General features: G+C 41.9%; 15 protein-coding genes. 1 reads left to right on the forward strand and 14 read right to left on the reverse strand.

Annotation, left to right across the window (positions count from 1 at the left end; translation table 11 throughout):
- Positions 1-39 precede the first annotated feature (39 nt).
- Positions 40-1,923 carry an RNA polymerase sigma factor RpoD gene (gene rpoD, locus CKV74_RS02025; RefSeq protein ID WP_007243663.1) on the forward strand — a complete coding sequence of 628 codons (1,884 nt, stop codon included), beginning with the start codon at positions 40-42 and terminating at the stop codon, positions 1,921-1,923.
- Positions 1,924-1,941: 18 nt separating this feature from the next.
- Here rpoD and CKV74_RS10620 read toward each other — a convergent pair whose 3' ends face one another.
- The 14 genes from CKV74_RS10620 to CKV74_RS02090 form a co-directional block, all read right to left on the reverse strand.
- Entirely contained in the window at positions 1,942-2,076 is a 135-nt protein-coding gene (locus tag CKV74_RS10620; RefSeq protein WP_258554533.1) for a hypothetical protein, read from the reverse strand.
- 24 nt (positions 2,077-2,100) lie between these two features.
- A complete protein-coding gene (gene rpsQ, locus CKV74_RS02030) occupies positions 2,101-2,358 on the reverse strand; it encodes a 30S ribosomal protein S17 (RefSeq protein ID WP_007243661.1) in 258 nt (85 codons plus the stop codon).
- A complete protein-coding gene (gene rpmC, locus CKV74_RS02035) occupies positions 2,358-2,549 on the reverse strand; it encodes a 50S ribosomal protein L29 (protein ID WP_007243660.1) in 192 nt (63 codons plus the stop codon). The genes rpsQ and rpmC overlap by 1 nt, the downstream gene beginning before the upstream one ends.
- Positions 2,549-2,959 carry a 50S ribosomal protein L16 gene (gene rplP, locus CKV74_RS02040; protein WP_005695088.1) on the reverse strand — a complete coding sequence of 137 codons (411 nt, stop codon included), beginning with the start codon at positions 2,957-2,959 and terminating at the stop codon, positions 2,549-2,551. Before rplP ends, rpmC begins: the two co-directional genes overlap by 1 nt.
- Before the next feature lie 13 nt (positions 2,960-2,972).
- Entirely contained in the window at positions 2,973-3,680 is a 708-nt protein-coding gene (gene rpsC, locus CKV74_RS02045; RefSeq protein ID WP_007243666.1) for a 30S ribosomal protein S3, read from the reverse strand.
- A 17-nt stretch (positions 3,681-3,697) separates the two neighbouring features.
- Positions 3,698-4,030, reverse strand: coding sequence for a 50S ribosomal protein L22 (gene rplV / locus CKV74_RS02050; protein WP_005625897.1), 333 nt, complete (start codon positions 4,028-4,030; stop codon positions 3,698-3,700).
- Positions 4,031-4,041: 11 nt separating this feature from the next.
- A complete protein-coding gene (rpsS, locus tag CKV74_RS02055) occupies positions 4,042-4,317 on the reverse strand; it encodes a 30S ribosomal protein S19 (protein ID WP_005539416.1) in 276 nt (91 codons plus the stop codon).
- Positions 4,318-4,341: 24 nt separating this feature from the next.
- On the reverse strand, positions 4,342-5,163 hold the full coding sequence (gene rplB, locus CKV74_RS02060) for a 50S ribosomal protein L2 (protein WP_007243662.1): 822 nt from the start codon (positions 5,161-5,163) through the stop codon (positions 4,342-4,344).
- Positions 5,164-5,180: 17 nt separating this feature from the next.
- Positions 5,181-5,480 (reverse strand): 50S ribosomal protein L23, encoded by a 300-nt coding sequence (rplW, locus tag CKV74_RS02065; protein ID WP_005632756.1) that lies wholly within the window; start codon positions 5,478-5,480, stop codon positions 5,181-5,183.
- Positions 5,477-6,079, reverse strand: coding sequence for a 50S ribosomal protein L4 (gene rplD, locus CKV74_RS02070; protein ID WP_005695085.1), 603 nt, complete (start codon positions 6,077-6,079; stop codon positions 5,477-5,479). The genes rplW and rplD overlap by 4 nt, the downstream gene beginning before the upstream one ends.
- A gap of 15 nt (positions 6,080-6,094) precedes the next feature.
- Positions 6,095-6,721, reverse strand: a complete 627-nt coding sequence (rplC, locus tag CKV74_RS02075) for a 50S ribosomal protein L3 (RefSeq protein WP_095176671.1) — start codon at positions 6,719-6,721, stop codon at positions 6,095-6,097.
- A 16-nt stretch (positions 6,722-6,737) separates the two neighbouring features.
- Complete coding sequence (rpsJ, locus tag CKV74_RS02080) at positions 6,738-7,049, reverse strand: 30S ribosomal protein S10 (RefSeq protein WP_001181005.1); 312 nt, start codon at positions 7,047-7,049, stop codon at positions 6,738-6,740.
- A 455-nt stretch (positions 7,050-7,504) separates the two neighbouring features.
- The gene (locus CKV74_RS10450; protein ID WP_164703777.1) at positions 7,505-7,861 is read right to left on the reverse strand and encodes a hypothetical protein; all 357 of its coding nucleotides are present in this window, start codon (positions 7,859-7,861) and stop codon (positions 7,505-7,507) included.
- Positions 7,858-15,600, reverse strand: a complete 7,743-nt coding sequence (locus CKV74_RS02090; protein WP_095176672.1) for a two-partner secretion domain-containing protein — start codon at positions 15,598-15,600, stop codon at positions 7,858-7,860. The genes CKV74_RS10450 and CKV74_RS02090 overlap by 4 nt, the downstream gene beginning before the upstream one ends.
- Positions 15,601-15,610: the final 10 nt, after the last annotated feature.

The following is a 15,610-nucleotide window of genomic DNA, read 5'->3' on the forward strand; positions in this document are numbered from 1 at the left end:
CTTTATCTTTCTTCAGAATCAAGCAAAACGGGTATAAAAATGGAACAAAATCAACAATCTACAGCCGAACAATATTCGGAACAAATTGAACAGCTAATGGAATTGGGTCGCACGCAAGGTTATCTCACCTTTGCCGAAATCAATGATTTGCTGCCTGAAGATGTGATCGATCCCGAATATTACGACAAACTTTTGCAAACTCTGCAAAATGATGCAGGCATTCCGGTTTTAGATGAAGCACCGGAAAGCGATGAAATGATGCTCAATGACACCATTCCCGATGAAGATGCAGTAGAGGAAGCAACTCAAATTCTCTCCAACGTAGAATCGGAAATTGGCCGAACAACTGACCCTGTGCGTATGTATATGCGCGAAATGGGTACCGTTGATTTGCTTACCCGTGAAGATGAAATTAGCATCGCCAAACGCATTGAAGAGGGGATTGACGAAGTACAAGGAGCCATTGCTGCTTATCCAGAGGCCTTAAATCCATTATTGGCACATTATGCTGATGTTGAAGAAGGCAATTATCGTTTGGCTGACTTAATCACCGGCTTTGTGGATCCTAATATCATCGAAGAAGAAAATGCCGATGTTCAGTATGCTCACAGCGATGATGATGAGAATGCAGAAACTATTAATGCTGAATCCGATGAGGAAGAAGATGAAAGCGATGAGAATTCCTCTTCCGATGACAGCGAATCGGATAACAGCATTGACCCTGAATTAGCCCGTGAGAAATTCTATGAGTTAAAAGCTCAGCACAGCAAAACGCTACAAGCCATTGAAAAACATGGCCGTCATGGCAAACGAGCTAAAGAACAAATTGCGCTTTTAGGTGAAATTTTTAAACAATTCCGCTTAGTCCCAAAACAATTTGATCAGTTAGTTTTTGCCATGAAAAATATGATCAAACAGGTTCGAGCGGAAGAACGCCAATTACAAAAAGTTTTGGTTGATATCGCCGGAATGCCGAAAGACGAATTTGAAAGCCTCGTATTAAGCCACAGCAGCAATCCTACTTGGTTGGAAAAAGCGCTCAAATCCACAAAATCTTGGGCCAAACGTTTACCAAAATACGAAGAACGGTTACGTCTCTCCATTGATAATTTAGCGCTCTTGGAACAACGCAGCAATTTGAGCGTATTAGAAATTCGTGAAATCTGCGATGCCGTAGCACGTGGCGAACAAAAAGCCCGTCGCGCGAAAAAAGAAATGGTTGAGGCCAACTTACGTTTAGTGATTTCCATTGCGAAAAAATATACCAATCGCGGCCTACAATTCTTAGATTTGATTCAAGAAGGTAATATCGGCTTGATGAAAGCGGTGGATAAATTTGAATATCGTCGCGGTTATAAATTCTCTACCTATGCGACCTGGTGGATCCGGCAGGCTATTACTCGTTCAATCGCCGACCAAGCACGCACAATTCGGATTCCGGTACATATGATTGAGACCATTAATAAGCTAAACCGTATTTCTCGCCAAATGTTGCAAGAAATGGGACGTGAGGCAACTCCGGAAGAACTGGCTGAAAGAATGGGAATGCCGGAAGATAAAATCCGTAAAGTGCTAAAAATCGCTAAAGAACCGATTTCTATGGAAACTCCAATTGGTGACGACGATGATTCACACTTAGGGGATTTCATCGAAGATAGTACGCTTGAGTTACCGCTCGATAGCGCAACTGCACAGAGCCTAAAAGTTGCAACTCATGAAGTGTTAGAAGGATTAACACCACGTGAAGCGAAGGTGCTTAGAATGCGTTTCGGTATCGACATGAATACGGATCACACATTAGAAGAAGTTGGTAAACAATTTGATGTAACCCGTGAGCGGATTCGCCAAATTGAAGCGAAAGCCCTACGTAAATTACGTCATCCAAGCCGTTCAGAAACATTGCGCAGTTTCTTAGATGAATAATCTTTTAAACGACTAGATTCAAAAAGCATCACCTTCGGTGGTGCTTTTTTCTTGCCAATAGAACGCCCCTACGAAATCCGGAGTTTTACCAAAAATAACACCTAAGTCATTGATTTTATTAGCACTAATAAAAAAGCCAACGGCACAGGCCATTGGCTTTTATTTTTTACTTGTTAATTAAGCAATAACTGCTTTCTCAACAACGCGAACTAAAGTCCAAGATTTGGTTTTAGAAAGAGGACGACATTCGCGAACCTCTACTACATCACCTAATTTGGCTTCGTTGTTCTCATCGTGTACGTGTAATTTAGTTGTACGACGGATAAATTTACCGTATAACGGATGTTTTACCTTACGTTCAATAGCAACAACGAAAGATTTTTCCATTTTGTCGCTAACTACTTTACCTTGTACGCTACGAATTTTATCAGTCATTACTCACCCGCCTTCTCGGTTAAAATGGTTTTAACGCGTGCGATATCACGACGCACTTGTTTAGCCTGATGGGTTTGTTGAAGCTGACCGGTGGCTGTTTGCATACGCAACTTGAATTGTTCACCTAAAAGGTTCACTAATTCAGCATTCAGCTCTTCAACACTTTTTGTACGTAAATCTTGAGCTTTCATTACATCACCGTCTTAGTTACGAAGGTAGTCTTGATTGGCAATTTAGCAGCTGCTAATGCAAATGCTTGTCTTGCGATCTCTTCAGACACACCATCCATTTCATAAAGTACTTTACCCGGTTGGATTAAGGCTACCCAGTACTCAACGTTACCTTTACCTTTACCCATACGGACTTCTAATGGTTTTTCAGTAATTGGTTTATCTGGGAAAACACGGATCCAGATTTTACCTTGACGTTTAACTGCACGTGTCATTGCACGACGAGCCGCTTCAATTTGACGAGCGGTTAAACGACCACGACCAACTGCTTTTAACCCGAATGTACCGAAACTAACTTCAGTACCACCCGCGATACCACGGTTACGGCCTTTGTGAACTTTACGGAATTTTGTACGTTTTGGTTGCAACATTTAGCGTTTCTCCTTACTTACGACCTTTGCCACGCGGAGCCTTTTTCGGCTTGTCGGCAGGTTGTTGTTCTGATTGCGCAACTGCAGCCATTCCACCCAAAATTTCACCTTTGAAGATCCACACTTTAACGCCAATTACGCCGTATGTAGTATGAGCTTCTGCAGTGTTATAATCGATGTCCGCACGAAGAGTATGTAGAGGTACACGACCTTCACGATACCATTCAGAACGTGCGATTTCTGCACCACCTAAACGACCGCTAACCTCAACTTTGATACCTTTAGCACCTAAACGCATTGCGCTTTGTACTGCACGTTTCATAGCACGACGGAACATTACACGACGTTCTAATTGAGAAGCGATGCTGTCTGCAACTAATTTTGCATCTAATTCCGGTTTTTTCACTTCAGAAATGTTGATTTGAGCCGGAACGCCAGCGATTTTAGACACTGCGTTACGTAATTTTTCAACATCTTCACCTTTTTTACCGATAACGATACCAGGGCGAGCTGTGTGAATTGTTACACGAATACTTTTAGCTGGACGCTCAATAGTAATACGTGAAACCGAAGCGTTTGCTAATTCTTTATTTAAGAATTTGCGTACTTTGAAGTCACCGTCAAGATTGTCGGCGAAATCTTGTGTATTCGCGAACCAAGTAGAGTTCCAAGGTTTTACAATACCTAGGCGAATACCATTTGGATTTACTTTTTGACCCATTGCTATTCCTCTACTTATTAACGATCTGACACAACCACAGTGATGTGGCTAGTACGTTTTAAAATACGATCTGCACGACCTTTAGCACGTGGCATAACACGTTTCATGCTAGGACCTTCGTCAACGAAGATTTTAGCAACTTTAAGATCATCGATATCTGCACCATCATTATGCTCTGCATTAGCAATAGCAGACTCTAATACTTTTTTCACTAAAGCCGCAGCTTTTTTGTTAGTAAAAGTTAAGATTTCTAATGCTTGCGCAACTTTTTTACCACGAATTAAATCGGCAACTAAGCGAGCTTTTTGGGCAGAAGTGCGAGCGTAACGATGTTTTGCGATAGTTTCCATCTATTTACCTCTTATTTCTTAGCTTTCTTATCTGCCGCGTGACCGCGGTATGTACGAGTCGGTGCAAATTCACCTAATTTATGGCCGATCATTTCATCAGATACATAAACAGGAACGTGCTGACGACCATTATGGACTGCGATGGTCAATCCGATCATTGAAGGAATGATCATTGAACGACGGGACCAAGTTTTGATTGGCTTTTTATCCCCGCTTTCCACCGCCTTCTCTACCTTCTTCAACAAGTGTAGGTCAAGGAAAGGACCTTTCTTGAGAGAACGTGGCATGGCTTATCCTCTTATTAATTTAAATTATTTGCCACGACGACGTACGATATATTTATCAGTACGTTTGTTGTGACGAGTTTTCTTACCTTTGGTTTGAACGCCCCAAGGAGTTACTGGGTGTTTACCAAAGTTACGACCTTCACCACCACCGTGTGGGTGATCTACCGGGTTCATTGCAGTACCACGAACTGTAGGGCGAATGCCTCTCCAGCGGTTAGCACCAGCTTTACCCAATACGCGAAGCATATGTTCTGAGTTACCAACTTCACCGATTGTAGCAACACATTCAGCTAATACTTTACGCATTTCGCCTGAACGTAAACGTAAAGTTACGTAGTTGCCTTCACGAGCGATGATTTGTACATAAGCACCAGCAGAACGAGCGATTTGACCGCCTTTACCTGGTTTTAATTCAACGTTATGTACTGTTGAACCAACTGGGATATTACGCATTGGTAATGAGTTACCCACTTTGATTGGTGAGTTAACGCCAGCTTGGATTTGATCGCCAACTGACAAACCTTTAGGTGCTAAGATATAACGACGTTCACCATCTTTATAAAGCACTAAAGCAATGTTAGCTGAACGGTTTGGATCATATTCTAAACGCTCAACAACCGCTGGGATATCTAACTTGTTACGTTTGAAATCGATTAAACGGTAATGTTGTTTATGACCACCACCGATGTGGCGAGTGGTAATACGACCATAGTTGTTACGACCACCAGTTTTAGATTTAGTATCTAGAAGAGGCGCGTAAGGTTTACCCTTGTATAATTCAGGGTTCACGATTTTAACAACGTGACGACGACCAGCGGAGGTCGGCTTACATTTAACGATAGCCATTCTCTAATTTCCTCCGATTACTCTGCACTATCCACGAAGTCCAAATTCTGGCCTTCGGCTAAAGTTACATAAGCTTTTTTCCAGTCGCTGCGACGACCCATTTTGTTACCACGGCGTTTAGTTTTACCTTTAACAACCACAGTACGAACAGAGTCAACTTTTACTTCAAATAATTGAGCAACAGCAGCAGCAATTTCAGCTTTGTTCGCATCTAAAGCAACTTTAAGTACAACAGTGTTAGATTTTTCAGCATTGTTAGTTGCTTTTTCAGAGATGTGCGGTGCACGTAGCACGCTTAGCAAACGTTCTTGACTCATGCTAGGATCTCCTCAATTTGTTTGACAGCGTCAACAGTAACAATCACTTTATCGAAAGCGATTAAGCTAACTGGATCGATACCTTGAACATCACGTACATCAACTTTATATAAGTTACGCGCCGCTAAGAATAGATTTTCATCTAAACTTGCTGTGATAATTAATGCATCTTCAACTGCTAAATCTTTTAATTTTTGTACTAAAACTTTAGTTTTTGGTGCATCTAATTCGAATTTTTCAACAACAACCAAACGGTCTTGACGAACTAATTCAGAAAGAATGCTTTTGATAGCACCACGGTACATTTTCTTGTTCACTTTTTGGCTGTGATCTTGTGGTTTAGCCGCGAAGGTTGTACCACCAGAACGCCAGATTGGTGATTTGATATCACCAGAACGAGCGCGACCTGTACCTTTTTGACGCCAAGGTTTTTTACCTGAACCAGACACTTCAGCACGAGTTTTTTGTGCACGAGTACCTTGACGAGCACCTGCTGCATAAGCAACAACAACTTGGTGAATCAAAGCTTCGTTAAACTCACGTCCGAAGGTAGTTTCAGAAACAGTTAGTGCGTTTGCACCTACAACTTGTAATTCCATCTCTATCTCCTAGACTTATGCTTTAACTGCCGGCTTAACGATAACATCGCTATTGATAGCACCAGGTACAGAACCTTTTACTAATAGCAATTTACGCTCAGCATCTACACGAACAACTTCAAGTGATTGAACGGTTACACGCTCAGCACCTAAATGTCCTGCCATTTTTTTACCTTTAAACACACGACCCGGAGTTTGGTTTTGACCAATAGAACCAAGTACACGATGTGATAAAGAGTTACCATGGGTAGCATCTTGGGTACGGAAGTTCCAACGTTTAACACCACCTTGGAAACCTTTACCTTTAGAAGTACCAGTAACATCTACTTTTTTAACATCTGCAAAGATGTCAACATTGATTTCTTGACCTAAAGTGAATTCTTCACCTTCAGTACGAAATTCCCATAAACCGCGACCAGCTTCAACACCTGCTTTCACGAAATGGCCTGCTTCAGGCTTAGTTACACGATTCGCTTTTTTAGAACCAGTAGTAACTTGAACTGCAGTATAGCCATCGTTTTCAAGAGTTTTAACTTGAGTTACGCGGTTGGCTTCGATTTCGATAACGGTAACTGGCACAGAAACACCGTCTTCATTGAAGATACGGGTCATACCAACTTTACGACCGACTAAACCAATCATTGTAATAACCTCTTAATTAACCTAGGCTGATCTGCACGTCCACGCCGGCAGCCAAATCTAAACGCATTAATGCATCAACAGTTTTTTCTGTTGGCTCTACGATATCTACTAAACGTTTGTGTGTACGAATTTCGTATTGATCACGCGCGTCTTTGTTCACGTGTGGAGAAATCAACACGGTGAAACGCTCTTTACGAGTTGGTAAAGGAATTGGACCACGAACTTGTGCACCAGTACGTTTAGCTGTTTCTACGATCTCCGCAGTAGATTGATCGATCAAACGGTGATCGAAAGCTTTTAAGCGGATACGGATTCTTTGGTTCTGCATTAGACCAGAGCTCCAATAAATTTAGCTAATAAAAAAACTAACACCATCACAATTCTAACTTCAAAATAGAAAAGGAGGTGCAAGTTACCTGTTTATAGTCTCCAAATCGGAAACATTGTCAGCATTACCAATTGTAATGCCCGCTCAATAAATGATTACATCGAACGGCTTTCAATGCGAAAGCGCGCGAATATTACACAAATTGACCTGATAACGCAAGCTTTTTCTTATATTAAAATCGTAAAATTAGGTTCTCCCAGCTAATTCAATTTGACTAAGTAGACATCCAATAAATTGGACGAGTATAACAACATAACCCCTTCTAGAAATCTCATCCCCCCAATATTATGTGCTCGCAAATATAAAGAGCAGTAGATACTGCTCTTTATATATTAATAACTTACATACCTAATTTTATATTTTTCTCAAAATTATGGTCTTATCCTAAAGAATACTTATCCCCAAGGTTTAGCATCAGGTCTACTATATTTTTTACGCCATTGTACACATACAGGTCTATTCCACATTGTTCTTTCTTCGCAAATCGGTCCACCTTCTAAATACCAACCTTTTTTTTCTAAACAAAGATTAACTTCAGGATCATCACTTTCTCCTATCACATAATCCATTCCACAATCGTCCATATCTTTCTCTCTTCTATCAAGATATTTTTCCAATACTTTAGGATCTGAGTCTGGAAATAACGTATTCTCATTATGCAACTGCCAATGGTCATGCGGTGGTGCTGGTTTAAACCCGCCAAAAGAACAACCAAACAATGTTAGGGAAAATAGTACGAACAAAAATCTCATTTGTTGCCCTCCTTACTGATATTATTTAATTCAAAAATAGTCGTTTCGTTACCCATTTTAAGATCTCCTTCTTTTCTATATCCATCTGTTACACATTGCCTTTGTCCTAAACCATGACAATTATGAACTGAAGAAACGTCATCGCTAAACATATCTAACTTAACTTTTAGCCAACCATTATTCTTATGATTTTCAATCGTTGTTGCTGGATTTCCACCCAATAACACTGGCATACTACCCACAGGATCTTCTTTGTGATTTTCAATTCGAATTGCCCCATCCGAAGTTGTCCTTTCTTTACCGGTTTGCAATTTACTTAGGTAGCTATCTGCTCTCGTAACATCCGCTGCAGGACCAACCATTTTAATCGTTGTACCTGAAAGTAACCTTTTCGCTTGGTTATCTTCCGTATTTAATACTTTTAATGCATTACTGATTGTTAACGTTCCACGACTATGAGAACCAAGGTATAAACCATCTTTACCATATTGATTCATAATATTAATTGCTTGCAAACTTGAATTATCCATACCCAAGAATTTTCCAAAAGAACTTTCAAACATTTTTTCATAACCGGCAACCAATAGTTCTGAAAAACTATTATTCGCTTTAGGATGATGAACAAAATAAACATCTTTATAGATCCGTTTATTGATATCTCCCGTTTTTTCATCTTTGCTAGCAATATAGTTTTGTACTGCAAATTTTGCTGCAGCATTGCGATCATTAAAGATGCCATTAAATGCAACTACATATTTACTTTCTGTTTTTCCTGTCTTTGGATCCGTATAAGTTACTTTTTGTAATTGATTACGTTCTTGATCGGACAGCTCATGTAACAAATAAATATTGCGACCTTTATCCAATTGTTGTTTAAGATATTCTTTTCTATTTACTCCCTTAGAATCTGCTTCTTCATTTATTTTCGCCATAATTTCTGGATCCTTTACAGGTTTTCCATTTTTACCTATTTTATGCGTAAACATCCGATGTTCAGCAATAAACATTGTTCGATAAGCCTCATCCATAGAGCTACCAATATTCTTCGCAAAATTCTGAATCGTTACTACATCCTGCTCAACTGTTTTCATCATTCCTGCATAATCTACTTTTTCAAGTTTATTTGCCTGTTGCTCTGTTGATTTCTTGATTGCTTCAATATTCTTTTTGCCTTCTGCACTACCAATATTAAAATTACCGTCACTAATTACTGCATTAGTTATGCTTTGGTAGCTTTCTTTTTGGCTACTGTTGCTAGCTAAATTTGCCAAACCAATTTTGGCTGCAGCATACAAATCCGTACTATGGACATCATCTTTGCCTAAACCAAATTTTACTGGTAATTGATTAGCTTTATTCGGATTAGCCTTATCAAAGGTTTCTCCCTCTCTTCCTTTACGATACATTTCATTAAGTTTTTTGTCTTCTTCTGAAGTTTGATCACGAGCAACCGAAAATCCTCCCATTAATCCTATAGCTGAAGATTTCGCATTAGAATAATTCTGAATATTGGCATACTCAAAATCTTGTGCGGTTATTTGATTCTTCTCTTTTACCGCACTTGAAAGAATAGCCCCTCCGACAGAGGATACTTTATTCCTCACCTCCACATCATAACCATCATCCCCAGCAAAAATACCGGTTTGTTCGTTTACAGAGGCATAATCTGAATGAATTTTTGAGCGGTTGTAACTACCGCCAACAGCAACGCCATACCCGACCGTCACACTACCGCTTACATTCATTTGTTTACCATCATAAGTTGCCTTATCCTGCAGGCTTTCAATATTAAGATTTTCGGCCGAAACTTCGACACGTTTACCTATAACTTGAGCTCCAATTAAATTCGCATCACCTCCTGCCTGAATTACAGTTTTACTATTGCTATCCCCGACATGGCTGGCCACATATGAAACCTCATCGCCATTGCCATATCCCTTGCCATAGTTGTCACCAACGGTTAAGCCGGCTGAAACACCTTTACCAATAGCAATCGCTACACCGACGTTAAAACCACTAGACTTATTGGTGCTACGCTCCATATGGGTTTGCTCAGCCGCTTTAATATTCACCTGATTATCAGCAATCAAGGTTGTTCCCTGCTTACCCGATACATCGGAACCAATAATGTCAATATTGGCATCTTTCCCCACAGCAGTTGCGACAATATTCACCTTACCATCGGCATTCACTTGTGATTTTGCTGCAGTTTTACCTTCAACATGAGTTTTAGATTCACTTTGCTGTTGGCCATATGTAATCGAAATCTTAATACCTGAACTATCGCCCCCCGATTGACCCGCTCCTGCGCCCATACCGGCAAGCCCGGCTACAGCGCGACCTGCTTGAACTGAGCTATATGCGGTATTCGCCACCGCCATTGCATTCACTCGGGAACTTTTGCTTTTTCCCATAGTTTGAGCTGATTTAACTGCCCCCTGCACAGCATTAATGGCATCCAATATTGGTGAAGTCAGCGCAATAGTTAAACCTTTCTGTTCAAAAGTCTGTTTCATATTGCTTTCGTATTTATCATCTGCGGCTTGAATCTTGGCATTCTTAGCCAAAATATTCACATCACCTTTTATTGCACTTAATGCACTGGCTGTTTGGGTATAATTGTTATCTGCAATAATTGTGGTATTGCCATGTAAACTGCCTACTTGGCTACCACTAGCAGAAAGTCTGGTTTGATCAACTTCCAATGCTTGTTTCTGCTGACCGATAGTAAAACCAATCCCAGCTCCCATGAGACCTGATTTTTGCTTCATCTCAATATCCTGAGAATAAACACGATTTTCGGCCTCTTTAATCTCAATGTTCTTACCCTTAGCCCATAATCCATTTTCAGCGACTACATTGGAACCTTGCACGCTCACGTTACCATGATTAGATTGCAAAATGACTTTATCCGCATCGAATTCCGATGCTTGAGCCAGATCATAGCGATGTTCATGCTTACGAGTTGTCGTAGTTTTATTCACCAGATTCTTAGCTACACTTTTACTGCCCGCAGATAAATCCTCGTAAGAACGGCTTTCTCGAATCAAAATATCACCGTCTGATAGCACCCTCATCGTGCCATTACCGGTTATCGACACTCCTTTCATTTCCACGGACCGTCGCCCTTCCAACAGAGCATTAGCCTCGATATTTAATCGATTACCGATCTCTTGTTTTCGGTGCAACTTGTAGTAGTTATCCGCATCATTTACATAGTTTTGTTTGCTTTCCGTCTCTAAGGTCGCGAAATTAAGCCGATTTCCCGCACGAATATCCGCACCTCCTTGTACATTCACTAGCGCACCTTTCAACGTAATATCTTCGTTCGCATACAAGGCTAGTGAACCTCTTGCATGAGTATCTCCAACATTAATCATTGCCGTACGATCAATGGATTTTTGATAGTCATGCTCAGTATTTGCGGTCTCCGTCAATGTCGATAGTACGCGAATATTTTGTCCCTGCCCGACCACATGCGTACCGCGCCATTCTCCACCGAGATTCTGCAAACGTTGTTTGGCCAGTAAATACATCTGATGTCCTTGCAGTACACCACCATTATTTTCAATATTATTGGCATGCAGATAATTCAGATGACGCCCGGTAATAACCCCACTATTACTAACATTATCTAGATCTGCCACTATTTCATTGGCTGAAATCACCGCACCGGAACCATCCACATCTGTATTACGCCCCACAATATAAACTTGCGGTACTAGCACTTGAGTCGTACTACCGTCCTTGAGAATCACTTCCCGTTTAACCAACCACACCATGTCGGAAGTCAGTTCCTTCATTTGTGCTGCAGTTAATGCCACTCCAGGGATCAAATTTAACTTATCTGCATATTGCATACCATTATCCATCAGTGCTTTATATTGCTCATAATCGGATAAATAACCGTCTAGAAAACGACGACCTGTCAATTGATTAATTTGCTCATTGATTAAACGCTGTTCATAAAAGCCATCCCCTAAACGTTTCAGTATATTCTTAGGATCATTACGCAAGGCTTTCAACATATAGTCTGAACTTAACCAACGAGATTTTTGGGTAAATCGCGGATCTGTTTCAATTAAAACACTACCACCTTGCGGATTCACCTTATAAAGGCTAGCCTGTGGTATTGTGATCTGCGGTAAATGGGTTTTGATATTGTTGACCTTGCCGGAATAAAGCGCATCAGTATCACTTTCAGCCAATAGCTTCGCGCCCTGCAATGTAGGCTGAATAGCCGTTGCATGAGCATCTACTGTTGTACCGGTATTTGCCACAGACTCACCAATGGTATTCAGCACCAAACCAAATCGCACTGTTTCCGGTGGTTGCTGAGCGAGTGGTGAGCGTACTTTTTCATCTAAAAAATCACGGCGATGCTTCAGTCTTTTCCGCCCCCCACCTGGTTTACGTCGAACCTGTTCGTATCGATAAAAGGAACCGATATCCTTAGTTATTAACTGCGCCTCCAAATCTTCGTTAATCAGTTTTCCTGAACCAGCGGTAATTTCCTTGCCTGACTTTTGAATATCTTGTTGATTAAAAGTAAAGCGTCCCCCGACAAGTAAGTGGCTATATTGGTTATGAACATGATCGCTTGTTAAATTTAAGTCACCACCTATCAACAATTTTGCCGGAGCCTCATCATATTTTTCCGGCACATAGCGAATCCGAGTAAATTTCTTACGCTGCCAATAATCACCGGTACTCCCCCGCACATCCGGTTTTGTCGGGTCGAAGAAATCAAATACCGCAGTATTGCGACGCTGACCGTTATTGTGATGCATGCGCCCATCTACACCATCGCGAAACCATTCTGAAACCGTTTTAGAATGACGATCTTCAAAACCATAAAGGTCAAAATCTTCTCTCTCCTCCCGAATACGTACCTTCACATGAATATCTTTATTATTAATCTTTCCAACTTTTGCTACCGTTGGGCCCAGTAATTCCATGGTCGCACTTTCATTATTAATCACACTGGCTTTGCCCTCTGCCTGATGCAGTTCATTTAAATGACGACCAATAACCGTTTTTCCTAGCGATAACACCAGTGACTTATCACGATTAAGTAATTCATTAAAAGCAAGATCCAAACGTTCCCGTGCTGCAATAGTTGCTCCGTCAAGATTCTCAATACGCGCTGCTTCTACAGCTAAATGATTGCCATAAATTCGGCCTGAACCTAAATTTCGGACTTGCTCCCCTTGCAACTGATTCACCACACCATCAATTAAACCGAGATTAATAATACTTTTACCCTGCAGTTCCGTTTGCATTGCGGAAATTTCTGCATTTTCATTATTGTGTAACGACTGCCCACGGATTTGGGCCCGATTCCCAACCGCTAATTGCGTGTTGTTTACAAAATCGCCCTCGGTCGTAAAAGTCAGATTATTCCCCACAGCAAAGGCATGATTTAGGGTAAAGCTGTCTTTTAAAACAACATCTAAATCTCCACGAGTCTTAATTGCGCCTTCATCAATTAATCCCTTTGCCTGTAATTGCATGCCTGTAGCCGATTCAATTTTACCCAACGCATTATTTACCATTAAGGTCAATGCCGGATTGGTAATATCAATATGACCATTAGAGAGAATTTCGCCTTGCTGGTTATCAAGTCTCTGAGCCACATTTAAAGCAGCAGATTGAGCCACATAAATACCTCCGGCCTGATTATTGAGATGGGCAGTATGCAACGCCAAAGTGCCTGCCTGAATGCCTAAATGAGGCGTTTCGCCTGTAGCTTTAGTCTGCGTATTATCCAGCTCATCCACTTGCAATTGAGCCTGTGTGGCAAAAATCAATCCATGCTTATTGGTTAAACTATTCGCCGAGATATCTGCTGTGTGTGCAATGACTTGTCCTTGTTGGTTGTGTAGTTTATCCGTCTGAGCAGAAAGCACACCCTGACCAGCCCAAAGCAATCCCTGATCATTTTGCAACAATGGTACGCGAAGCGAGAATGCACCATGACTCAACATAGACCCCTGACGATTATCCAAGCCATCCGCTAAATTCAGTGACCATTGTGCTGAACCGCGCTGAAGCCAACTTCCTTGCTGGTTGTTAAGCTGTTTAGTCTCAACCGTAAAATGCCCGGCGTTTAAATTGGCTTTTTCTGTGTTAATTTGTTGAGGCGCTTTTAAGCTGGTATCACCTAAACTGAAAATACTCGCCCGCGTTAAATTCAGCGGAGAGACTTGCGATTCAAGATGATTGCTATAACTACTTGAATGACTTGCCGATAAATCGGTATTCTTAGCGATACCAAGAAAATGCCCGGAGACCAAATGGCGTCCCTGAGAAAGAAGCGTATCTTCTGCGGCCAAGGTTAGCTGAGCACCTTGTACCGATTGGCTATCTAAGTGGCGTTTTTCACCCTCTGCAGAGCTCTCCATGGTGATTCCTGCAGCAATCAGCGCATTTTTATCTGCCGTAATTTGTTTTGCCCGATAAGCCACATTGCCCTTAGCAACGGTTTCACCACTTTGCTCAATATTATGCTTGGCATTCAAGGCAACCGCATTTTGCTGAGAAATGATTGAGCCGGTATGGGCTATATTGGCTGCCTGTACATGGATCTTGCCCTGTCTGCTTGCTAACTTACCTCGGTTTTCCAGATTCTTTTCAGCGTTGGCATCAATACCGCTATGCGCACTGATAGTGCCTTCATTCACAATCCGCCCTTGGCTATCAATCTTCACATCGCCCGCTGAGGCACCGATATGGCCGGCGTTGCGTACGCCAAGGCCTTGGCCGTTATCCACTAAATGAATTTTCTCGGCATACATTCCGCCCAATTGGCTAACATCAACGCTGTAGGAGGATTGGTTTTCTGGCGTTGTCGGATTGTTGGCTGCCGGTTGTTCTCCCACATACACCACCGAATCATTGGTGCGGTCAACTTTGTTTTTGCCGGTGGTGACTTTAATCCCTTTGTTCGACCAAACACCGCCCTTGATTTCCGCTTTCTCACTGATGATGTCGGTGTAATCCGCTTGGCGGTTATCCATGCCTTTTTCACCCACGCTGACTTTACCGCCCTGTACGCGATAGCCCTTCAGGTTGCCGTTTTCCACTTCAGCCTTGCCGGTAGTCAAGGTGGCTCGGCCGGCATTAATTACCCCACAGCCATCACAATGAATTCCATTTGGGTTAGCAATCACGACATCAGCTTTTTTCCCTGCCACTTCCACATAGCCTTTTAAGCGGCTTGGATTAGCCGAGTTCACCTCGTTAAGAATGACTTTGGCTTCGCCACGCGCAAGATTCGGGTTGCCCTGCACCCAGCCGGCCATTTGGGTTTGTGCCGCCTTGCGGGCGTTGTTGAGGATGGCGCCCTGCTCGGCCACATCAAATTGTGTATATTGGTTGCGTGAGACCCCGCCTGCACTTGGCGTTTGGATATTGACCTGTGGCAGGCCGTTTGCGGTTTTCAGTACGGTTGGTTGTTGATTACCCGGCGCCGATTTATCCGCTCGAATCGCCATTTCTTGCGCCTGCGCTTGCGGCATCCAGACAAAGCCCAAGGACAACATCAATGCAAACGCCACCCTGGTAAGCGGAGTTTTTCCGAAATTAACACCTAACCCATTGATTTTATTAGAGTTGCTTGAAAAATGCGTTTCTACGCAATCCACCGCCGCTTTGCCGGCGCTTTTGGCCAGTTCGGACACCACCACCAGTTGATTTAACACGCGGCTGAAGATGACTTTGTATTGACGATTGTTCATAGAGAATCCT

Source organism: Haemophilus pittmaniae (assembly GCF_900186995.1).
GTDB classification, from domain to species: Bacteria; Pseudomonadota; Gammaproteobacteria; order Enterobacterales; family Pasteurellaceae; genus Haemophilus_D; species Haemophilus_D pittmaniae.